Source organism: Cellulomonas wangsupingiae (genome assembly GCF_024508275.1).
Lineage (GTDB): Bacteria > Actinomycetota > Actinomycetes > Actinomycetales > Cellulomonadaceae > Cellulomonas > Cellulomonas wangsupingiae.
This window is the reverse complement of sequence record NZ_CP101989.1, coordinates 1,874,089-1,892,658: the sequence shown is the minus strand read 5'-3', so window position 1 is coordinate 1,892,658 and position 18,570 is coordinate 1,874,089. Positions and strand designations below refer to the sequence as shown.

The 18,570-nt window shown below is 75.0% G+C and carries 16 protein-coding genes; 2 read left to right on the top strand and 14 right to left on the bottom strand.

Going from position 1 to position 18,570, the window contains the following annotated elements; all coding sequences use genetic code 11:
* The first annotated feature begins 19 nt into the window (after positions 1 to 19).
* Positions 20 to 775, top strand: coding sequence for a hypothetical protein (locus tag NP075_RS08765; protein WP_227562823.1), 756 nt, complete (start codon positions 20 to 22; stop codon positions 773 to 775).
* 19 nt (positions 776 to 794) lie between these two features.
* Here NP075_RS08765 and glgA read toward each other — a convergent pair whose 3' ends face one another.
* Positions 795 to 2,021 carry a glycogen synthase gene (gene glgA / locus NP075_RS08760; RefSeq protein WP_227562822.1) on the bottom strand — a complete coding sequence of 409 codons (1,227 nt, stop codon included), beginning with the start codon at positions 2,019 to 2,021 and terminating at the stop codon, positions 795 to 797.
* Between the two features lie 107 nt (positions 2,022 to 2,128).
* On the opposite strand from glgA, the gene NP075_RS08755 reads away from it, so the two are divergent.
* On the top strand, positions 2,129 to 3,370 hold the full coding sequence (locus NP075_RS08755) for a glucose-1-phosphate adenylyltransferase (protein WP_227562821.1): 1,242 nt from the start codon (positions 2,129 to 2,131) through the stop codon (positions 3,368 to 3,370).
* A 213-nt stretch (positions 3,371 to 3,583) separates the two neighbouring features.
* Here NP075_RS08755 and NP075_RS08750 read toward each other — a convergent pair whose 3' ends face one another.
* The 13 genes from NP075_RS08750 to NP075_RS08690 form a co-directional block, all read right to left on the bottom strand.
* Positions 3,584 to 5,470 carry an AfsR/SARP family transcriptional regulator gene (locus NP075_RS08750; RefSeq protein WP_227562820.1) on the bottom strand — a complete coding sequence of 629 codons (1,887 nt, stop codon included), beginning with the start codon at positions 5,468 to 5,470 and terminating at the stop codon, positions 3,584 to 3,586.
* A gap of 78 nt (positions 5,471 to 5,548) precedes the next feature.
* The gene (locus tag NP075_RS08745) at positions 5,549 to 6,328 is read right to left on the bottom strand and encodes an inositol monophosphatase family protein (protein WP_227562819.1); all 780 of its coding nucleotides are present in this window, start codon (positions 6,326 to 6,328) and stop codon (positions 5,549 to 5,551) included.
* Complete coding sequence (locus NP075_RS08740) at positions 6,325 to 6,843, bottom strand: flavin reductase family protein (RefSeq protein WP_227562818.1); 519 nt, start codon at positions 6,841 to 6,843, stop codon at positions 6,325 to 6,327. The genes NP075_RS08745 and NP075_RS08740 overlap by 4 nt, the downstream gene beginning before the upstream one ends.
* Before the next feature lie 32 nt (positions 6,844 to 6,875).
* On the bottom strand, positions 6,876 to 8,450 hold the full coding sequence (locus NP075_RS08735; protein WP_227562817.1) for an amino acid adenylation domain-containing protein: 1,575 nt from the start codon (positions 8,448 to 8,450) through the stop codon (positions 6,876 to 6,878).
* Positions 8,447 to 9,121: a 4'-phosphopantetheinyl transferase family protein gene (locus NP075_RS08730; protein WP_227562816.1), complete on the bottom strand. Its 675-nt coding sequence runs from the start codon at positions 9,119 to 9,121 to the stop codon at positions 8,447 to 8,449. Before NP075_RS08730 ends, NP075_RS08735 begins: the two co-directional genes overlap by 4 nt.
* Positions 9,118 to 10,269 (bottom strand): acyl-CoA dehydrogenase family protein, encoded by a 1,152-nt coding sequence (locus tag NP075_RS08725; RefSeq protein ID WP_227562815.1) that lies wholly within the window; start codon positions 10,267 to 10,269, stop codon positions 9,118 to 9,120. Before NP075_RS08725 ends, NP075_RS08730 begins: the two co-directional genes overlap by 4 nt.
* Positions 10,262 to 11,431 (bottom strand): acyl-CoA dehydrogenase family protein, encoded by a 1,170-nt coding sequence (locus NP075_RS08720; RefSeq protein ID WP_227562814.1) that lies wholly within the window; start codon positions 11,429 to 11,431, stop codon positions 10,262 to 10,264. Before NP075_RS08720 ends, NP075_RS08725 begins: the two co-directional genes overlap by 8 nt.
* Before the next feature lie 5 nt (positions 11,432 to 11,436).
* A complete protein-coding gene (locus NP075_RS08715; RefSeq protein ID WP_227562813.1) occupies positions 11,437 to 11,673 on the bottom strand; it encodes an acyl carrier protein in 237 nt (78 codons plus the stop codon).
* Complete coding sequence (locus tag NP075_RS08710) at positions 11,655 to 12,932, bottom strand: type III PLP-dependent enzyme domain-containing protein (protein WP_227562812.1); 1,278 nt, start codon at positions 12,930 to 12,932, stop codon at positions 11,655 to 11,657. The genes NP075_RS08715 and NP075_RS08710 overlap by 19 nt, the downstream gene beginning before the upstream one ends.
* Complete coding sequence (locus NP075_RS08705) at positions 12,925 to 14,430, bottom strand: class I adenylate-forming enzyme family protein (protein WP_227562811.1); 1,506 nt, start codon at positions 14,428 to 14,430, stop codon at positions 12,925 to 12,927. Before NP075_RS08705 ends, NP075_RS08710 begins: the two co-directional genes overlap by 8 nt.
* Positions 14,427 to 15,665, bottom strand: coding sequence for an acyl carrier protein (locus NP075_RS08700; RefSeq protein ID WP_227562810.1), 1,239 nt, complete (start codon positions 15,663 to 15,665; stop codon positions 14,427 to 14,429). The genes NP075_RS08705 and NP075_RS08700 overlap by 4 nt, the downstream gene beginning before the upstream one ends.
* Positions 15,666 to 15,692: 27 nt before the next feature.
* Positions 15,693 to 16,916, bottom strand: coding sequence for an inositol-3-phosphate synthase (locus tag NP075_RS08695; protein WP_227562809.1), 1,224 nt, complete (start codon positions 16,914 to 16,916; stop codon positions 15,693 to 15,695).
* 151 nt (positions 16,917 to 17,067) lie between these two features.
* A complete protein-coding gene (locus NP075_RS08690) occupies positions 17,068 to 18,357 on the bottom strand; it encodes a DegT/DnrJ/EryC1/StrS family aminotransferase (protein ID WP_227562808.1) in 1,290 nt (429 codons plus the stop codon).
* Positions 18,358 to 18,570: the final 213 nt, after the last annotated feature.

The following is an 18,570-nucleotide window of genomic DNA, read 5'->3' as shown; positions in this document are numbered from 1 at the left end:
CGCCCCTTACCGTGGTGGCGTGGCTCCCGCGCTCGACCTGCCCCGGTCCGTCCTCCTCGCGCTGTGGCTCACCGCGTCCGGTGAGCCCGACCGCGTGGTCGCCGCCGTCCAGGCGGACGACGAGCCGCACACGGTCGACGCCGACGGCGAGGCGCTGCCACTGGCCGCCTGGGTCGCCTGGCTGGGAGCTCCCGTCGACGAGGTGGCCGTCGTCCTGCCGGTGCCGGGCGAGCCCGTCGCGGCCCCGCCGGCGGTGTCGCGCGACGCCGTGGACGCCGGCGAGTGCGTGCTGCTGCGCGCCGGCACGCGCACGATCGCCGCGGTGCCGCACGTCGAGCGCTTCGGCTCCGCGTACGAGCCCGGCCACCTCGTGACCTGGCGCGCGGTGCCCGTGCCGGACTGGCGGACGGTGGTGTGGGCGCAGGTCGGGACGCTGGAGGACGCCGAACGCGACCTGCGCCGGGGCCTGCTGACGGCGACCGAGGCGCTCGTCTCGCTCGGCGTGGAGCGCTGGCGCCCGGACGCCGCCGACGCGATCGCCGACGTGCGTGACGGCGCACTGCCCGACCGCCGGCTCCCCCGCGGCGTCGCCGGTCAGCGCGTGCGCGTGCTGTCGAGCGCGGCGCGGCTGCGGGGCATCGTCGCCCTGGCCACGCAGGACGACGGCGGCGCCGTCAACACGTGGCAGGCGGACCAGCGGTCCACCGCGCTGCGCGAGGTCGACCGGGTCGCGCGCCGGGCCATGGCCGCGGCCGCGACGTACCTGACGCCCTGACGACGCGACGCCGCAGCCGTCAACCGGCCAGGACGCCCCGGTACACCTCGAGCGTCCGCTCCCCGATCGCGTGCCACGAGAAGTGGTCCTCGACGCGGCGACGTGCCGCGACGCCCCACCGGGCGGCCCGCTCGGTGTCGGCGACGGCGTCCGCGAGCGCGGCACCCAGGTCCGCGACGAAGGCGTCGGGGTCGACCGGTGTCCCGGTGCCGTCCTGCACCTGGTCGATCGGCACGAGCAGTCCCGTGACGCCGTCGTCGACGACCTCGGGGATCCCGCCGGTGGCGGTGCCCACGACGGGCAGGCCGACTGCCATCGCCTCGAGGTTGACGATGCCGAGCGGCTCGTACACCGACGGGCACGCGAACACCGTGCCGTGCGCCAGGACCGCGACGAGCTCGTCGCGCGGCAGCATGCGGTCGATCCACACGATGCCCGAGCGCCGGGTGCGCAGCTCGGTGACGAGCGCGGTGACCTCGGCGAGGATCTCGGGCGTGTCCGGGGCGCCGGCGCACAGCACGACCTGCACGTCGGTCGGGAGCGTCTCGACCGCCCGCAGCAGGTACGGCAGCCCCTTCTGGCGGGTGATGCGCCCGACGAACACGACGGCCGGCCGGTCGGGGTCGATGCCCAGGTCCTGCACGACGCGGCGCGCACGGGCGAGGCCTTCGTCCGACGTGGGCCGCCGCCACCCGTCGAGGTCGATGCCGTTGTGCACCACGTGCACCTTGGCCGGGTCGACGGCCGGGTACGACCGCAGGATGTCGTCGCGCATGCCGCCACTGACGGCGATCACCGCGGCCGCGGCCTCGTACGCCGTGCGCTCGACCCACGAGGACAGCGCGTAGCCGCCACCGAGCTGCTCGGCCTTCCAGGGGCGCAGCGGCTCGAGGCTGTGCGCCGTCAGCACGTGCGGCACGTCGTAGAGCAGCGACGCGAGGTGCCCCGCCAGGTTCGCGTACCACGTGTGCGAGTGCACCAGGTCGGTGCCGCCGCCGGTGGTGTCCCTCCCGATGCCGTCGACGATCGCCAGGTCCACCCCGATCGTCGCCAGCGCCGCGTTGGTGCCGGCCAGCCCGCCGGGGACCGTGTAGCCGTGCGTGCCCGCCTCGGTGACGGGCTCGTCGAAGCTGTGCACGCGCACGTCGATCAGCTCGCGCAGCACGGCCGTGAGCCCCGCCACGTGGACGCCCGCGCCCCCGTAGACGTGGGGCGGGTACTCCCGGGTCAGCAGGTCGACGCGCACCGGTGCCTCCAGTCGTGACCGGCCCACCGCCGGTCGTCGGGCGACACGCTAGCGCCCGTACGCGTGTGTGCCTCGCCGCGGGCCCTGTGCGGGCCTAGGTTGAGTCCATGCCAGCGCCGCGTGTCCTTGCCATCGTCCTCGCCGGGGGGGAGGGCAAGCGGCTGATGCCGCTGACCGCGCACCGCGCGAAGCCCGCGGTCCCCTTCGGCGGCAGCTACCGCCTCGTCGACTTCGCCCTGTCGAACGTCATCAACTCGCACTACCTGCACGTGATCGTGCTGACGCAGTACAAGTCCCACTCGCTGGACCGGCACGTGTCCAAGACGTGGCGCATGTCGGCGCTGCTGGGCAACTACGTGGCCGCCGTCCCCGCGCAGCAGCGGGTGGGCAAGCACTGGTACCTGGGCAGCGCGGACGCGATCTACCAGTGCCTGAACATCATCGACGACGAGCGCCCCGACATCGTCGTCGTGGTGGGTGCCGACCACGTGTACCGCATGGACTTCTCGCAGATGGTCGACGCGCACATCGAGTCGGGCGCCGAGCTGACCGTGGCCGGCATCCGGCAGCCGATCGACATGGCCGACCAGTTCGGCGTGATCGAGACCGTGCCGGGCGATCCGACGCGCATCGCGGCGTTCCGCGAGAAGCCGTCCGACCCGACACCGGTCCCCGGGTCCCCGCTGGAGATCCTGGCGTCGATGGGCAACTACGTCGCGAACGCGGACGCCCTGGTCAACGCCGTGACGGTCGACGCCGAGGACGTGAACTCCCGGCACGACATGGGCGGCGACATCGTCCCCTGGTTCGTCGAGCGCGGCACCGCGGGGGTCTACGACTTCATCCGCAACGACGTCCCCGGCTCGACCGACCGGGACCGGGACTACTGGCGCGACGTCGGGACGCTCGACTCGTACTACGACGCGAACCACGACCTCATCTCGATCGAGCCGGTGTTCAACCTCTACAACGACGACTGGCCGCTGTTCACCGGCTACACCGGCCTGCCGCCGGCCAAGTTCGTGCACGCGGGCGCCGGCCGCCTGGGCCACGCCGCGGACTCGATCGTCTCCCCCGGGGTCGTCGTGTCCGGCGCGACCGTCTCGGGCTCGATCCTGTCCCCCGGCATCCGGCTGCACTCCTGGGCGCAGGTGACGGACTCGGTCCTCATGGACGGCGTGCAGGTCGCGCGGTACGCGCAGATCCACCACGCGATCCTCGACAAGAACGTCATCGTCCCCGAGCGGGCACGCGTCGGGCTGGACCACGAGCACGACCGGGCACGCGGGTTCACGGTCACGGACAGCGGCATCACCGTCGTCCCGAAGGGCACGGTCATCACCGACTGAGCACCCGTCGGCCCGGCCGCCCACTGCCACCCCGACGAGGCGACGCTCGTCATCACCGCGCGGCGCCCGGCGGTGCGGGCCCTGCGGTGCTCGGGGCGGACGGCGGCCGGCCCGCCGTGCCGGTCACGGCCGTGGCGCGGGTCCGGACGACATCGAGCGCACCGTCGTGCGGCCTGCCTCCGGGATCGACGCGGGCACCGCCCGCGCGTCCGGTCATGCCCGGCCGAGACGCGCCTCGGGCTCGCGCCCGGCGCGTGGTCGCTGGGAGGCCCGGCACGACCCGGCGGGCGACCTCGCTCGCTCGTCCCGCCCGTGCGTGCGCACGTAGGTGCGCAGGAGCGAGGGCATCTCGTACTGCTGGTCGCCGCACCCGTCGACGGGGACCACGAGGTTGTGCTCCACGAGGTGCTCGACGAGCCGCTCCGCCTTCGACTGCGGGAGGTCGAGGTGCTCGGCGGCGTCGGCGTCGGTGAACCGACGGCACTCGCACCCACCGAGCGCCTCGAGCGCCGAACGCTCGTCCGGCCCGAGCGCCTCGATCGCCTGCGACAGGTTGGTGCGCACGCACATGTCACCCAGCGCGAGCTCCTCGAACACGTCCACGGTGCTCTCGAGCCGTTCCGCGAAGGTGGCCAGCGTCGTCGCGGACCGGCGCGCGAGCCGGCCGCCGACGATGCGCAGCGCGAGCGGCAGCCCGTCGCACGCCGCGACGATCCGCCGGGACTCGTCGAGGGCTGCACGCACGCGCGCGTCACCGATGTCGCTCGCGAGCAGCGCGAGGGCGTCGCGCTCGTCGAGCGGGCCCAGGTTCAGCCGCCAGTCGACCTCCAGGTCGAGCAGCCGCCGACGGCTCGTGATGATCACCAGCGAGCGCCCCGAGCCGGGCAGCAGGTCGCGCACCTGCGCGGCCGACGCGGCGTCGTCCAGCACGACGAGGAGCCGACGCTGCGCGACGAGCCGGCGGTACATCGCCGCACGTTCCGGCAGGGCGGCGGGCATGGCGGACGGGGGGACCCCGAGGCTCACGAGCATCTCGCCGAGCAGGTCGACGGTCGCTCGCGGGCGCCCGCCCGCCGCAGCGAGCCTGACGAACAGGTGACCGTCGGGGTACGCGGCGCGCAGGTCGTACGCCGCAGAGACGGCAGTCGTGGACTTGCCCGCGCCCGGTGTGCCGGAGACGAGCACCGCGGTCCACTCGTGCGCCGAGCCCGCAGCGGCGCCCGAGGCGCCGATCTGCCGGAGCTGGCGCCGGACGGCGGCGCGCCCGACGAAGGTCGGCGGACGCATCGGCAGTGCGCTCGGGCCCGCTCCGGCCGTGAGGCGCTCGCGCGCACGCGAGGGCTCGTCCCCCGCCGTGCACTCCTGGAGCACGCGCTCGTGCGCCGCGCGCAGCACCTCCCCCGGCTCGAGGCCGAGCTCACGCACGAGCGTCGCCCGCGCGCTGCCGTACGCGCCGAGCGCCTCCGCGGTGCGCCCGGCCTTGGACAACGCCGAGACGAGCTGGGCGTGCGTGCGCTCGTGCAGCGGCTGCTCGGCGACCATGCGGCGCAGCTGCGGGATGAGCTCGTAGGCCTGCCCGAGGCTCATCCGCGCGTCGACGAGCGCCGTCCGCGCCTCGTGGCGCTGCTCCTCGAGCGCGAGCACCTCCGCCCGGATCTCCGGACCGAGGTCGGGCAGGTCCTCGAGCGGAGCGCCCCGCCACAGCCCGAGCGCCGTGCTGAAGCGGTGGACTGCCGCGGCGGCGTCGCCGACCTCCAGCGCACGGTGGCCCTCCTCGGTGAGCCGCTGGAACCGCAGGACGTCGAACTCGCCGGGCTCGACGGCGAGCCGGTACCCGGCGAGATCGCGCGTCAGGCGGTCAGGCGTTCGCTCGGCGGCGAGCAGCGCGCGCCGGATGCCGTGCACGTAGGTCCGCAGGTTGTACACGGCGGAGGGCGGGGGCGTGTCGGGCCAGAGCATCTCGACGAGACGCGGCACCGGGACCGTCCGCCCGGTGTGGAGCAGCAGCACGGCGAGCAGAGCGCGTCGTTTCGCCCCGCTGATCTCCACCGGGCTCCCGTCGCCCACGACCTCGAGTGAACCCAGAACGTTGAACTCCATCGAGACTCCCCCTGCGAGTAGGACAAAGCTCCGTCACGGCCGGTACCGGCTCGGTCGAGCACGGGTGCCGCTCCTTCGTCACCACAGCCCCGACTGCACCGCGTCGACCACCCCCCTGGCTCCGACGACGAGGACGGACCCCCCGGCCGCGGTGCTCCGCACCCGGCACACGCCCCCGGCTGCCTCGACGAGCGCGACCCCTGCCGCGACGTCCCAGGGCGCCGGGTCGAACGAGACGAACGCGTCGACCTCTCCGAGCGCGACCGCGACCAGGTCGCACACGGACGAGCCCGTGTTGCGCAGGTCGAGCACGCGTGGAGCGACCTGGGCGAGCCGCACGTACGCCGCGCTGCGGGTCTGCGGGTCGTGCGGGACAGCGAACGCGAGGACCGCCTCGCGCGGGTCGCTCGCCCACGCCCGCGTGCGGGTCGGAGCCGAGGGGTCGTCGTGACCGACCGACCAGTGCTCGCCCGTGGCAGGGCGGACGACAGCGGCGGCCCGGGCGGGAGCGAACAGCGCGTCGTCGTCGGCCCGCACCGCGACGCTCACCGCGTAGCGGTCGGAGCCCCGACTGAAGTTCACGGTGCCGTCGAGCGGGTCGACGACCCAGCGCAGCCCCGACTCACCGGCCTCCTCGCCGGACTCCTCGGCCTGCACCGCGTCGTCCGGGCGGGCCGTGCGCAGGACGGTCCGGATCGCATCCTCCGCGGCGAGGTCCGCGCTGGTGACGACGTCGGTCCCGAGCGGCCCTTTCGCGGTCACCACCAGTCCTGCCCCCGCTGCCACCCGGATCGCGTCGGCGCCGGCCTGCGCGGCGCTCAGCGCCACGGCACGCAGCGTGGCCGCCTGGGTGGTCATTCGGCTCCCCCGTCCGGATCCGCAAGCACGCGGTAGTGCCCATCGACGAAGAGCAGCGGCGCTGCCGCCAGGAGCTCCCCCGCAGATGTGACCTCGCCGACCAGAACGCTGTGGTCCCCCGCGGGCCACAGGCGATGGACGGCGCAGGCGAAGAACGCGACGCCACCGGACAAAACAGGACATCCGGTGATGGGCTCCGTGACGCTATCGACACCCCGGAACGCCTCGCAACCGGACGGCCGCTCGCGCGCGGCGAACCGCACCGCGAGGGCGCGTTGGTCGTCGGCGAGGACGGTCACGGCGAAGTACCCGGAGCGTCGCACGGCCCGCAGGAGGCGCGAGCCCTCGGCAAGGCAGACCAGGACCAGCCGCGGCTCGAGCGAGACGGTCGTGAACGAGTTGACCGTCATGCCCACGGGGACTCCGTCGACGCACGTGGTCGCGACGCCCACACCGGTGCCGAAGCGCCCGGCGATCGTGCGGAAGCGCCGCACGTCGACGTCGTCGGGTGTCACCGGCGCGGACGCGACCGGGCTGCGCGCCGCCGTCACGCCCGCCCCCGGCTCGTCGAGGCGGCGACGGCCCGCACCGACTCGCCCGGGTCGCCGCCGGCGCGGGCTGGTCCGGGACCGGCGCGCCGGTCCGTCGCGGCCGCCGCCAGTGCCCGGCGGTCGAGCTTGCCGTTGGCCGTGACGGGGAGCACCTCGAGGCGGGTGACCGTCGCGGGCACCATGTAGGCGGGCAGCACGGCGCGGGCCCGGGCGACGAGCTCCTCACCGAGCCCGTCGGGTCCTGTGTAGTACGCGTGCAGCTCCGACGCGTCGCCGCCCGCGACGACCACGACGTCCTCGACCGCGTCGTGACCGCGCAGCGCGTGCTCGACCTCGGCGAGCTCGACGCGGAAGCCGCGTACCTTGACCTGCGCGTCGGTGCGACCCAGGTGCACGAGCTCGCCGTCGAGCGCGCAGACCCGGTCCCCGGTGCGATACCAGCGAGGGCCATTCCCCGCGACGACGAGCCGGTCCACGTCGTCGGCCGCGTCGACGTAGCCGTCGAAGCGCTGCGGCCCGCGCACCCAGAGCTCCCCGACATCGCTCGGCGATCCGTCCTCGTCCCGGACGGTCACCTCGTGCCCAGGGTGCACGCGACCGATCGGGACCGTCCCGTTGACCGTGCTCGGCCACGTGCCGGGGTCCGCCGGCAGCCGGTAGGCCGTGCAGGTGATCGTGAGCTCGGTGGGCCCGTACAGGTTCTCCAGGACGCTCGCCGGCGCCGCCGCCGCCCACGCGCGCGCCTGCTCGAGCGTCAGGGCCTCCCCGGCGAACAGGCTCCACCGCAGCGTCGGCATGCTGCCGGGTGCCAGCATCCGCATCCGCCGCGCGAGCGAGACGGCGGACGGCACCGAGAACCAGTGCGTGATCTCGTGCTCCGCGACGAAGCGCACCGGCGCGAGCAGCTCGGCGGGCGCCGGGACGACGACCGCGCCACCGCCGCGCCACGCGACGAACAGGTCGAAGACCGACGGGTCGAACGTCAGGTCGAACATCTGCGAGAAGCGGGCACCCGGCTCGGACCCGTACCGCGCCACGCACCGCCGCAGGTAGGGCTCGACGTGCCGGTGGCGGATCGGCACGCCCTTCGGACGGCCGGTCGAACCCGACGTGAACAGCACGTACGCCACGTCGTCGTCCCGCACCGCGAGCCCGGGCAGCAGCGCCGGGCCGGGGTCGGCCGGGCCCTCGCCGAGCACGGCACGGGGCGCGTCGTCGCGTTCCGCGAGGTCGCGCGCGACGTCCGCGCCGGCCGGGTCGACGACCAGCACGTCGACGCTCGCCGCACGGACCACCCGGTCGGTCCGCTCGACGGGGAACGTCGGGTTGAGCGGGACGACGACGGCCCTGACCCGCAGTGCCGCGAGGTAGCCGACGTATGCCGCGACGCTCCGGGAGGCGAGGACGCCGACGGCCGACGGCGGCGACCCGTCGCGGTCCAGCAGGCGGGCGGCGAGCGTCTCGGCCTGGGCGTGCAGGTCTGCGTAGGTGATCCGCCGACCTGCGACCTCGAGCGCGACGGCGTCCGGCCAGCGCTCGACGGTGGCGAGGAACGAGGTGTACGACGTCATGACGCTCGCCTCCCGTTGCGGGCCTCGGGGGTGGGACCGTGCGGGTCCGCGCCTCCTGCGGGTGGGGCCGCGGCACAGCTGACCGGCAGCGGCACACGACCGCGCAGGGCGCACCAGCGCAGGCCGGCCCAGCGCCCGTGCCGCGCGAAGGGCGTCACGGGCACGGTCCACGGCCGGCCGGCGAGCCCGGTGCCGCGCGCCTTGACACACGCCTCCTGCACGGACCACACCCAGCTCGTCTCGACGGCACGCGCGGACTCCTCCAGCGTGAGCAGCCGGTCCGCGTGCGGGCCGCAGCAGCGGCGCACAAGCCGCTCGCCGGCGGCGTACGGCTCCTGTACGTCGACACCGACCGTTCCGCCGCGGACGTGCACACCGGCGGCGACCCAGCCGCCCGAGTGCGACATGCTCACCGCGAGGTCGGGCCACCCGTCGAGATAGGGCTGGCCGTGGACGCGTGAGCACACGCGCGCCGAGGCGGCGGCGGGCCCGACGGCCTCGTGGAGCAGCAGGCGCAGCAGCGCACGCGCGGCGAGCCGCTCGTCCGCGCGCCACCGGGGCAGGCCCGCGGTGTCGGCGACGTCGATCGGGAGCGCACCGCCCAGCCCGTCGGCCGGCGCGAGGGCCACGACGACGTCGTCGAGCGGCGCGTGCAGCGCCACCCGGGTCACGGCCTGGCCTCCAGCAGGTCCCGGGCGTGGTCGGCGACGCCCGCGAGCATGGCGCCGCTCGCGCCTCCGGCGACGGAGAACATCGCTGCCTGCGCGCGCAGCCGCGCCTCCCCGCCGTCGCGGAACGCGTCAGCGCCGCGCAGGTGGACGGCCTCGTCGAGCACCATCTCGACCGCCTGGCCCGCCGCCACCTTGACGACCATCGCGTCCACGGCACGCACCGGCACCCCCCGCCCCATGACGACCGTGAGGAGCGCGTCGAGGCGCTCGACCTCGACCAGGCAGCGCGCGAAGCGCTCGCGCACCGCGTTCCGGCCCCACCGGGCCGCTCCACGCGGCGGGGGTGCGGTGAGCCACGCGTACAGGTCGGTGAGCACGCGGCGGCACAGCGCGGCGGCCCACATCCCGCTGGCGAGGCGCTCGACGCCGACGTGCCGCGCGAAGTCGGGCAGGGCCCGGCCGGCGCGGCCAGTGAGGTGCTCCCGGTCGAGCCGGACGTCGTGGAGGTCCACGTGCCCGACGTCGGCGGCGGCGAACAGGTCGGGTGCCGCGGGCGCGATCACGACGCCGGGTGCACCGGCGGGCACGAGCGCCCACCGGAAGCTCGTGAAGTGGCGGGCCGGCCGGTGCCGGACGAGCGTCAGGGCGTAGTCGCAGCTCACCGCGTTGGTGATCCAACGTTTGCCACCTGCGAGGAGCACGTCATCCGCTCGGGGCGTCACGCTCGTGCCGGAGTCGAGCAGGTCGGAGCCCGCGGCGGCGGCGTCGGTCACGGCGAGCGCGACCGTGACGTCACCGCGCAGCGCACGGTCCCGGACCTCGGCGGCGAGCCCGTCGGGGTCGTCGTCCGCGAGGTCGGCCAACAGCGGCAGGACCGTCGCGACCTGCACGCACGTGGACAGCACGACCCCGAGCGGGGCGTGCGCGTCGAGGGTCGTCAGGAGTGCGCGCAGCAGCACCAGGTCCACGCCCGGGCGCGGGCCCTCCCGGCCCGCGACGGCAGCGAGGACCCCCGCGCGGCCCAGCTGCGACCACACCGCCCGGGACTGCGCGGTGCCGCCCGGTGCGCACGCGGAGAGGGCCTCGACGACGGCTGCGCGCAGCTCACCGGACGCGAGGTCGGGTGCGAGGTCGGTGGGGCTAGGCAAGGTCGACCTCCGGGTCGAGCAGTGCGAGCGAGCCGTTCGCGAGCCGCAGGCGGTCGCTGCGGTAGTTGATCGACGCCGAGCGCAGGTCGCGGAAGGCTTGCTCGAGCCGCAGGGGCGAGCCGACGAGGTAGCCGTGCCGGAGCCCCACGAGCTCGATGAGCTCGTCGACCGCCGCGAAGCACTCGTCCGCGGCCCTGACCTTGAGGGTGTTGAGCCGCATCTGCCGGCGTGGCGTGGACACGTCGGCACCGGACCCGAGCATGTCGAGCACACGCCCCAGCAGCGCGTCCACGACCTCCAGGCGTCCACGCACGTCGGCGAGCCGCGCCCGGACGAGCTCGGACGACACGTCGAGCTCGCGGCGGCCGGCAGGGGTGCGCAGGTGCGCGACGACGCGCGCGAGTGCGCCCGAGGCGGTGCCGAGCCACGCCGCGGACCACCCGACGTGGGCGAGCGGGGCGAACACGGTCGTCACGAGCGTGCGGAACCCCTCGTGGCCCCCGACGACGGCCGAGGGCTCGACCGTGCCGCGCAGCCGGAGCGGCACGCTGTGGGTGGCGCGCATGCCGAGCGGGTCCCACCCGCCGCGCACCTCGACCTCGAGCGCGTCGCGCGGCGCGTACACGAGGGTGACCTGCGTCGGCGACGTGGCGCCCGGCGCGAGGACGGTCACGAGGTACCCGTCGGCGTGCGGCCCTCCGGTCACGACGGGTGCGTCGCGGTCGATCAGGATGGCACCGTCGGCGCCCGCGGCCGTGACGGAGCCGGACGTCATGAGATGGCCCCCGGTCCCCGCCTCGGTCGTCACCGAGCCCAGGTAGACCTCGCCCCGCGCGACCGCCGGGAGCAGCGTGCGGCGCAGCTCGTCGGTCCCCGCGCGGTCGACGACGGCGACCTGCTGGCAGTGCATGGCCAGCACGAGCGCGACGGACAGGTCCGTCCGGGCGAGCGTCGTCGTCACGTCCACGAGGTCACGCAGCCCTCCGCCCAGGCCACCGAGGTCCGCCGGGACCAGCAGCCCGAGCAGCCCGGACTCCCGAGCGGCCGCGAGCGCCTCGAGCGGGAACCGTGCCTCACGGTCCGCGCGGGCGGCGTGCTCCGCCGCGATCTCGGCGACCGCGTGGGCCGCCGCGGTCCACACGCCCGGCTGGGTCCCGGTCACGGCGGTCACCGTGCGACAGCCCGGGGCTCCGGGGCGCGCAGCCGCTCCACGACGTCCCAGAGCGAGCCCGCCGTCTCGAACGTCGCGTCGACGAGATCCTCGTCCGGGAGCGCGACGCCGAACGCGTCCTCCACGGCGAAGAGGAGCTCGATCTCCTGCATGGAGTCCAGGCCCAGGTCCCGCAGGCGCGAGGTCGGGGTGATCGGTGAGTCGCCCGCGAACTTCAGGAACGGACGGAGCATTTCGACGAACTCGGGAGGCATGTCGGTTCTCCTTCGGTGGGCGGCCCGGCCACCGGCGACCGGGACAGGGTGAGGCGGGAGGCGTGGACCACGACGCCCTCGTCGAGCACGAGCTCGTGGGGTGCGGGATGGCCGAGGAACGCGAGCAGGCTCGCGGTGAGCCCGTACGCACCGACGTTCGGGACCTCGACGACGTCGCCGGGGCGCAGGGCCTCGACGGTCGCGGACCGTGCCCACGTGTCGAGCGGTGTGCACAGCGGACCGGCGACCATCACGTCGCTCCACACGGCGCGCTCGTCCGTGTCGTGGACGCGGACCAGCTCGGGGGCGAGCGTCGGGAGCCGGCGCAGCCCGGACATGCCGCCCAGGTGGTGGATGCCGGACTCCAGCACGACGACCCGCCGCCCGTGGGACACCTTGACGTCGAGCACCCGGGTGCGCAGCCTCCCGCACGTCGCGGTGAGGTAGCGCCCCGACTCGAACGCGACGCGCGGCCCTCCGTGGCGCCAGCCCGGGAACGTCACGTCGAGCACGTCGGCGACCCGCTCGGCCAGGCCCGTCAGGTCCGGGCTCGCACCGCACCGGGCGAACGGCGCACCGAAGCCACCCCCGAGGTCGAGCACCCCGGGGGCGATCCCGAGCACGTCCGAGAGCCTGCGCGCGGTGCGCGCCGACGTGGCGAACTGCGCGACGAGCGCGTCCTGGTCGGTCAGGTTGCTGCCCATGTACAGGTGGAAGCCCGTGAGCCGCGCGCAGGCACGGCTCGTGAACCGCTCTGGTTCGGCCTCGACCCAGTCCGCGTCCGCGCCGAACGCCGAGGGCACGCCCGTCATCGCCAGGCCCTGGCCCGGCGTGGGCACCGCGTCGTTGACGCGCAGCAGGCAGTCGACGGACAGGCCGTGCCGCGCCGCGAGGCGGTCGACCTGGTCGAGGCCGTGCGGGGAGTCGACCGAGAACAGGCTCACACCGGAGAGCAGCGCGTGCGCCACCTCGGCGTCCGGCTTGCCCGGGCCGGTGCACAGCACGTGCGCGGGCAGCACCCCCGCGGCCAGCGCCGCGTCGAGCTCGCCCGTCGAGCACACCTCGACGCGGCAGCCGAGCGCCGCGAGCCGCGCCACGACCACCGGGTGCGGGTTGGCCTTCAGCGAGTAGTACAGGTCGCTCGGTGCGGGCAACGCGGCCCGCAGGCGGTCGTGGCAGCGGCCCACCTCGTCGAGGTCGTAGACGTACGCGGGGGTCAGGGCGGCGACGTCAGGCACGGGCACCCACCTCCACGACGTCACGCAGGCGCGCGCGGTCGAGCTTGCCGTTCGCAGTGAGCGGCATCGCGCCGACCACGACGCAGCGGGCGGGGATCTTGCCGTCCTCGAGCTGCCCGCGCAGCGCGCGGAGAACCCCGTCCGGCTCGACGTCGCCGACGACGACGAGCGCCGCGCCGTCCTGCGCCGGGCCCGGGAGCACGACGCACGCCTCCTCGACACCCGCGCAGCGGTGCGCGGCGGCCTCGACCTCGGTCGCGCTGACGCGCGTGCCGCGCTCCTTGTACACGTCGTCCCGCCGGCCGGCGAAGTACACGTAGCCGCCGGGGTCGACCCACCCGTGATCGCCCGTGCGCAGCTCGGGGAACAGCCCGTCACGTCGGACGAACCGCTGCGCCGTGAGCTCGGGCCGTCGCCAGTAGCCGGCCATGACGTGCGGGCCGCGCACGACGAGCTCACCGAGCTGACCGCGTGGCACCGGCCGGCCGTCCGGGCCCACGGCGAGGATCTCGGTGCCGGGCAGCGCCCGGCCGCACGCCCCGGGGTGCAGCAGGTCCTCGTCCTCGTCGAGGATCGCGGCGCGTTTGCACTCGGTCAGCCCGAACATGAGCTGGACACGCAGCGTCGGGATCCGCGCCCGCAGCACCGCGAGCACCTCGGGAGGCATCGTCGCGCCCGTGCTGGTCAGCAGGCGGAGATCCGGCGGCGCCGCACCAGGACGCTCGAGCAGGCGCGCGAGGTTGGCGGCGAGCGACGGCACTGCGGGCAGCACGCTCGCTCTCGAGCGGCGCAGACCGGCGAGCAGCCGGCCGCCGGCCTCGTCGCCGCCCCCGACATGCAGGGCCGCGCCCGCCTGCGCACACAGCAGCACCTGGTAGAGCCCGTAGTCGAACGACAGCGGCAGGACGCAGTGCACGACGTCGGTCCAGCGGTAGCGCAGCCGCGACGCGATGGCCGTGACCGCGAACGTGACCTGCGCGTGCGTCGAGACGACCGCCTTGGGCATGCCCGTGCTGCCGGACGTGTAGACGAACAGCGCGGGGTCGACGGCGAGCGTCCCGGGGGCCAAGGCCGCGGGTGCGGGTCCGCCGGGCCGCGCGGGGCCCGGCAGGTCGCTGCGGCGGCGGACCCGGACGCCCGCCGCGTGCGCCGCGTCGTGCACCACGTCGGCGTCGCTCAGCACGAGCACCGGCTGCGCGTCGTCGAGCACGTGCACGACCGCGGGGGCCGGTGCGTCGTCGCGCACGACGACGAGCACCGCCCCCGCCCGGACGACTCCCCAGATCACCGTCACGAGCGTCGCGTCGGCGGGCAGCGCGACGACGACCCGGTCGCCGCGGCCCACGCCGGCGTCAGCGAGCCACGACGCGACGCGCGCGCTGTGCGCCTGCAGGTCCTCGTAGGTCACCGCCGTGACCGCGTCGAGGACAGCGGTCCGACCCGGCCACGTGCGCGCGGCGTGGCCCAGCAGGTCAGGGAGCAGCGTCACGGCGCTCATCGCGGCACCCCGCCCGGGACCGAGCGCGCGAACATGCCGCACAGCGCGTCGAGGTCCCACAAGTTGGTCGCGGCCAGCGTGTCCCCGGTCAGCTCGACGCCCAGGTCGGCCTCGACGCGGTCCAGCACGTCCGCGAGCCGGAACGACGTGAGCCCGGGCAGGTCCCGCAGCGACTGCGCCTCCACCACCGTGTGCTCACGGGTGCCCGCGACGTCGGCCAGGGCAGAGAGCACCGTGCCACGGACCTCGCGCAGCGTCGGGCGCGGAGCTCCCGTGACCTCGGTGGCGAGCTGCGCCGCGAGCGCGACGTCCTCCGCGAGGAGGTGGCCGAGCTCGTCGGCGAGCGACGTCTGTGCCGGGCGGCCCCGCTCGGCCCGGCGCAGGGCCACGTACGTCAGCGCCGCCAGGTCGCGCCAACGGTCCACATGCTCGCGCAGCCCGCGCGCCCCCGTCACGGCGCGGCCGAGGCTGTCGACCCACGACGCGTGCAGCATGCGCTGGCGGCTCAGCAGCCACACGTCGAGCACGAGCCGCTCGACCCCCACGACCGTGCCGAGTGCGGCGCGCACGCGGGCCACGTACCGCTCCATGCGGGGCAGCGCGTCGACGAGGTGGCGGGCGTTCTCCGTCATGACGTCCGCGGGGTCCACGCACCTGCGCGGACCAGGCTCGACCGCCAGGACCCTGGCCCCCGAGGTGAGCGCGCTGTCGAAGTCGGCCGGCGCCGGGCGCCACACACCGGGCCGCGCGGCACCCCACGGCGTGTCGTTGTGGTACGCGTCGACCACGTCGACCTGCTCGTCGTGGCCGTCGACCGGCACGACCAGGAAGCTGTGCTCCAGGTGCGCGCGGCCCGCGTACGGGCACCACGGCAGGTCGAACGCGTCGGCGGACACGTACAGCGGCTGCCCGTCGTGGGCGAGGCGCCGGACCTGCGAGCCGGCGAGCCGCGACCAGCTCGCGTCGACCCGCAGGCCCAGATCCTCGCGGGCCTCGTGCGCCCGCTCGTCGAGCGACACGGCGACGGTGGCCGTGCCGTCGTCGAGCACACGTGGCGCGAAGCGCCAGTGGGCCCCGAGCGCCAGGTGGCCACCACGACCGTGCGCGTGGTCGGCGAGCACGGCGAACGTCGCCTGCAGGCAGTCCAGCGCGTCGGCGTGGACACCGGTCAGCACCCGGCTCCACACGGGATGGGTCACCTGGCGCAGTCGCCAGGCCTCACTGGGATCGCTCATCACGCCCTCCTGTCCGTCATCCGGCCCTCAGGCCACCGGCGCGCCCTTGAGCCCGCTCGCCCACGCGCGGAGCACGGTCGCCTGCTCGGCCAGCGCGTGCTGATCGGTGCCGACGGGGTCCTTGAAGAAGAACCCGAGCTCGTGCAGCGCTCCGCTGCGCCCTGCGGCGTGCGCGGCCGCGACCAACCGCGCGAGGTCGAGCACGAGCGGCGCCGCGAGCGTCGAGTCGACGCCGCTCCAGGTGATCTGCATGTTCATCCGCACGCCGAGGAAGCCCTCGAACGACACGTGGTCCCAGGCGGTCTTGTGGTCGCCCAGGTCGGGCACGTTGTCGATGTGCAGCGGTGCGGTGACGGGGCTGCCGAGCAGGGCCGGCAGGACGCCGGACTTCGACACGAGCTTGCTGCTCGCGTTCGCCGGGTCCTCGAGCGTCGCGCCGTCCCCACCGCCGAGCAGGTTGATGCCGGCCCACGAGAGCACACGCAGTGCGCGCGAGGTGAACATGGGCGCGAGCACGGTCCGCAGCAGCGTCTCGCCTGTCTTGCCGTCCGACCCCGTGAACGGCACGCCCTGACGCAGCGCGAGCTGCTCGAGGGCCGGCAGCCGTGCACCGGTCGACGGTGTGAAGTCGACGAAGCCCGCCCCTGCGCGGAACGCCGCGTACGCGACGAGCGCACTGGGTGGCAGCACCTTCCGGGCGGGGTCGGCGAGCGCATCGACGAGCTGGTCGAGGTCGCGGTGCTCGGCCAGCACGCTCACGGGGGGCTCCGTCGAGGCGACGTTGACGACCACGACGCGGGTCAGTGCGTGCCGCTCCTGGAACGCCAGGATGTCCGCCGAGAGGCGGGTCGCGGCCTCCGCCTGCGTCTCGTCGTCCGCGAGCGGGTCGTAGCCCCGGCGGAGGTTCTCCTCGACGTCCGCGAGCTCGGCACGCACCTGCGCCAGGACCCGCGCCGGCACAACGCCGGACTCGACGAGAGCGTCGGCGCGGTGCACGAGCGAGGTCGTAACCACGTCGTGCCCGCCGACCGCGAAGGAGGTCCAGGGCGTCAGGTCCGCGTCGTGCAGCAGCGGGCTGTCGGTCACGCAGCCGGTGGGCTCCTCGATCCCGTCGCGGATGGCGAGCAGTCCGGTGACGGCGGTCGTCGCGACCGAGCCGCGCGCGCCGTTGAGCCACAGCCCGACGCGCTCCTGGCGCGGGCCGCTCGTGATGGTGTCAGGGGTCGCGGTGCTCGAGATCGTCGTGGTCACGGGAGTGCTCCGTTCGCGGTGCGGTCGCGGCGCCGGGCGGTCCGGCTCCGGTCGGGTCGTGCGGGAGGACGCAGGGCGCCCGTTGGCGCGAGGTGGCGCAGGAGGCCCGGGGCCGGCGTGCGTGGCTCCGGCGGGTGGGGTCGGTGGGCGGTCAACGGGGTCGCACCAGTGCGTCGCGCACCTTGGTGACGGCCGCCGCGATGTCCTGCATGTCGTCGCCGTCACCGAGGAAGGTGCTGTGGTGCGTCTGCACGCACCGGCCGGCGATCTGGTCGCAGCCCGGGTAGGTGCGTCCGCGATGCAGCTCGACGAAGCGCTCGGCGAGCGGGCCGAGTGCGGCCTTCGAGCCGGGCTGCAGCAGCGGGCTGCGGTGCAGCGGCGCGTCGGTCGGGTAGAAGCGGCGGCCGAGCTCGGCGGTCAGCGCCTCGCCCAGGCGCGCGGTCGAGACGTCCGCGGGCAGGGCGTCGAACACAACGGTCGCCTCGTAGATCGACATGCGGGTCTGCGCGGGGGGCGGCTGCAGGAGCCGCACGCCCTCGACCTCAGCGAGGAGCTCGGTGAGCAACGCGTAGTTGCGGTTGCGGGTCTCGTGCTGCGCGTCGAGCTCGTCGAGCTGGGCGCACAGCACGGCGGCGCTGAACTCCGAGAGGCAGAAGTTGGCCCCCTGGACGCCCGCGCTCTCCTCCAGGTCGAGCTCACCCCGCGGCGTGGCGTCGTCCCGGTAGCGGCGTGAGTCGGCGCGCAGCTCCTCGAGGGTGCACGCGAGTCCGGCGTCGTCGGTGACGACCGCGCCACCCTCGCCGCCCGTGAGCACCTTGCCGTTCTGGAAGCTGAAGCACCCGAGCCGTCCGAGCGTGCCGGCCTGCCGGCCCTGCCAGGTGGCGCCGTGCGCCTGAGCGACGTCCTCGACGATCGCGAGTCCTGCGGGTCCCGCGACCGCCTCCAGCGCGGGCACGTCGGCCATGACGCTGGCCCAGTGCACCGCCACGAGCGCGGCGGCGCCGACGTCCAGGTCGAGGTCCTGGGGACGCACGCAGCCCGTCGCGGGGTCGACGTCCACGAGCATCGGTACGAGACCCGCCCGCAGCACGGCTGTCGCCGAGGCGGTCCAGGTGAGGGCGGGTACGAGGACGGTCTCGCCGTGGGGGATGCCGAGGGCCTCGAGCGCCACGACGAGCGCGCTCGACCCGTGGTCGACAGGCACGCAGTGGGCCGCACCCACGTACTGGGCGAAGCGCCGGGCGAACCGGCGCTCGAACAGGTCGGCGCCGTTCGACGGGCTGCTGATCGCCCAGCGACGGCTGTGCAGCGCCTCGGTGAGGAGCTGCTCGGCGCCCGGCGCTGGGACCGGCCACTCGGGCCAGCGCCGCTGCGGGGAACGGACAGGCGTACCTCCGTCTACCACGAGACGAAGGGTCGGACGCGTGGTTGAGGTCGTCATGAATGTGATCTTCGCGACACCGGATACACCTCCCGTACACGGGCGATATATGCGATTTCGCGGGCAGAGATCTCAGCACCGGACACTCCACGGGCGTGAGGCGGGTGGGCCCGAGGGCGCGCGGAGCAGGCTCGTCGGCGCCCTTCCGCGCGCCGCAGCCTCGTACGCGCCGTCCACCGTCCGCCGTGGTCGCGACCCGGCGACGACGACCGG

Excerpts from the sequence above, each read along its gene's own strand:
- NP075_RS08755 (WP_227562821.1), top strand. The coding sequence starts at position 2,129 with ATGCCAGCGCCGCGTGTCCTTGCCATCGTCCTCGCCGGGGGGGAGGGC.
- NP075_RS08750 (WP_227562820.1), bottom strand. The coding sequence starts at position 5,470 with ATGGAGTTCAACGTTCTGGGTTCACTCGAGGTCGTGGGCGACGGGAGC.
- NP075_RS08745 (WP_227562819.1), bottom strand. The coding sequence starts at position 6,328 with ATGACCACCCAGGCGGCCACGCTGCGTGCCGTGGCGCTGAGCGCCGCG.
- NP075_RS08735 (WP_227562817.1), bottom strand. The coding sequence starts at position 8,450 with ATGACGTCGTACACCTCGTTCCTCGCCACCGTCGAGCGCTGGCCGGAC.
- NP075_RS08715 (WP_227562813.1), bottom strand. The coding sequence starts at position 11,673 with ATGCTCCGTCCGTTCCTGAAGTTCGCGGGCGACTCACCGATCACCCCG.
- NP075_RS08705 (WP_227562811.1), bottom strand. The coding sequence starts at position 14,430 with ATGAGCGCCGTGACGCTGCTCCCTGACCTGCTGGGCCACGCCGCGCGC.
- NP075_RS08700 (WP_227562810.1), bottom strand. The coding sequence starts at position 15,665 with ATGAGCGATCCCAGTGAGGCCTGGCGACTGCGCCAGGTGACCCATCCC.
- NP075_RS08690 (WP_227562808.1), bottom strand. The coding sequence starts at position 18,357 with ATGACGACCTCAACCACGCGTCCGACCCTTCGTCTCGTGGTAGACGGA.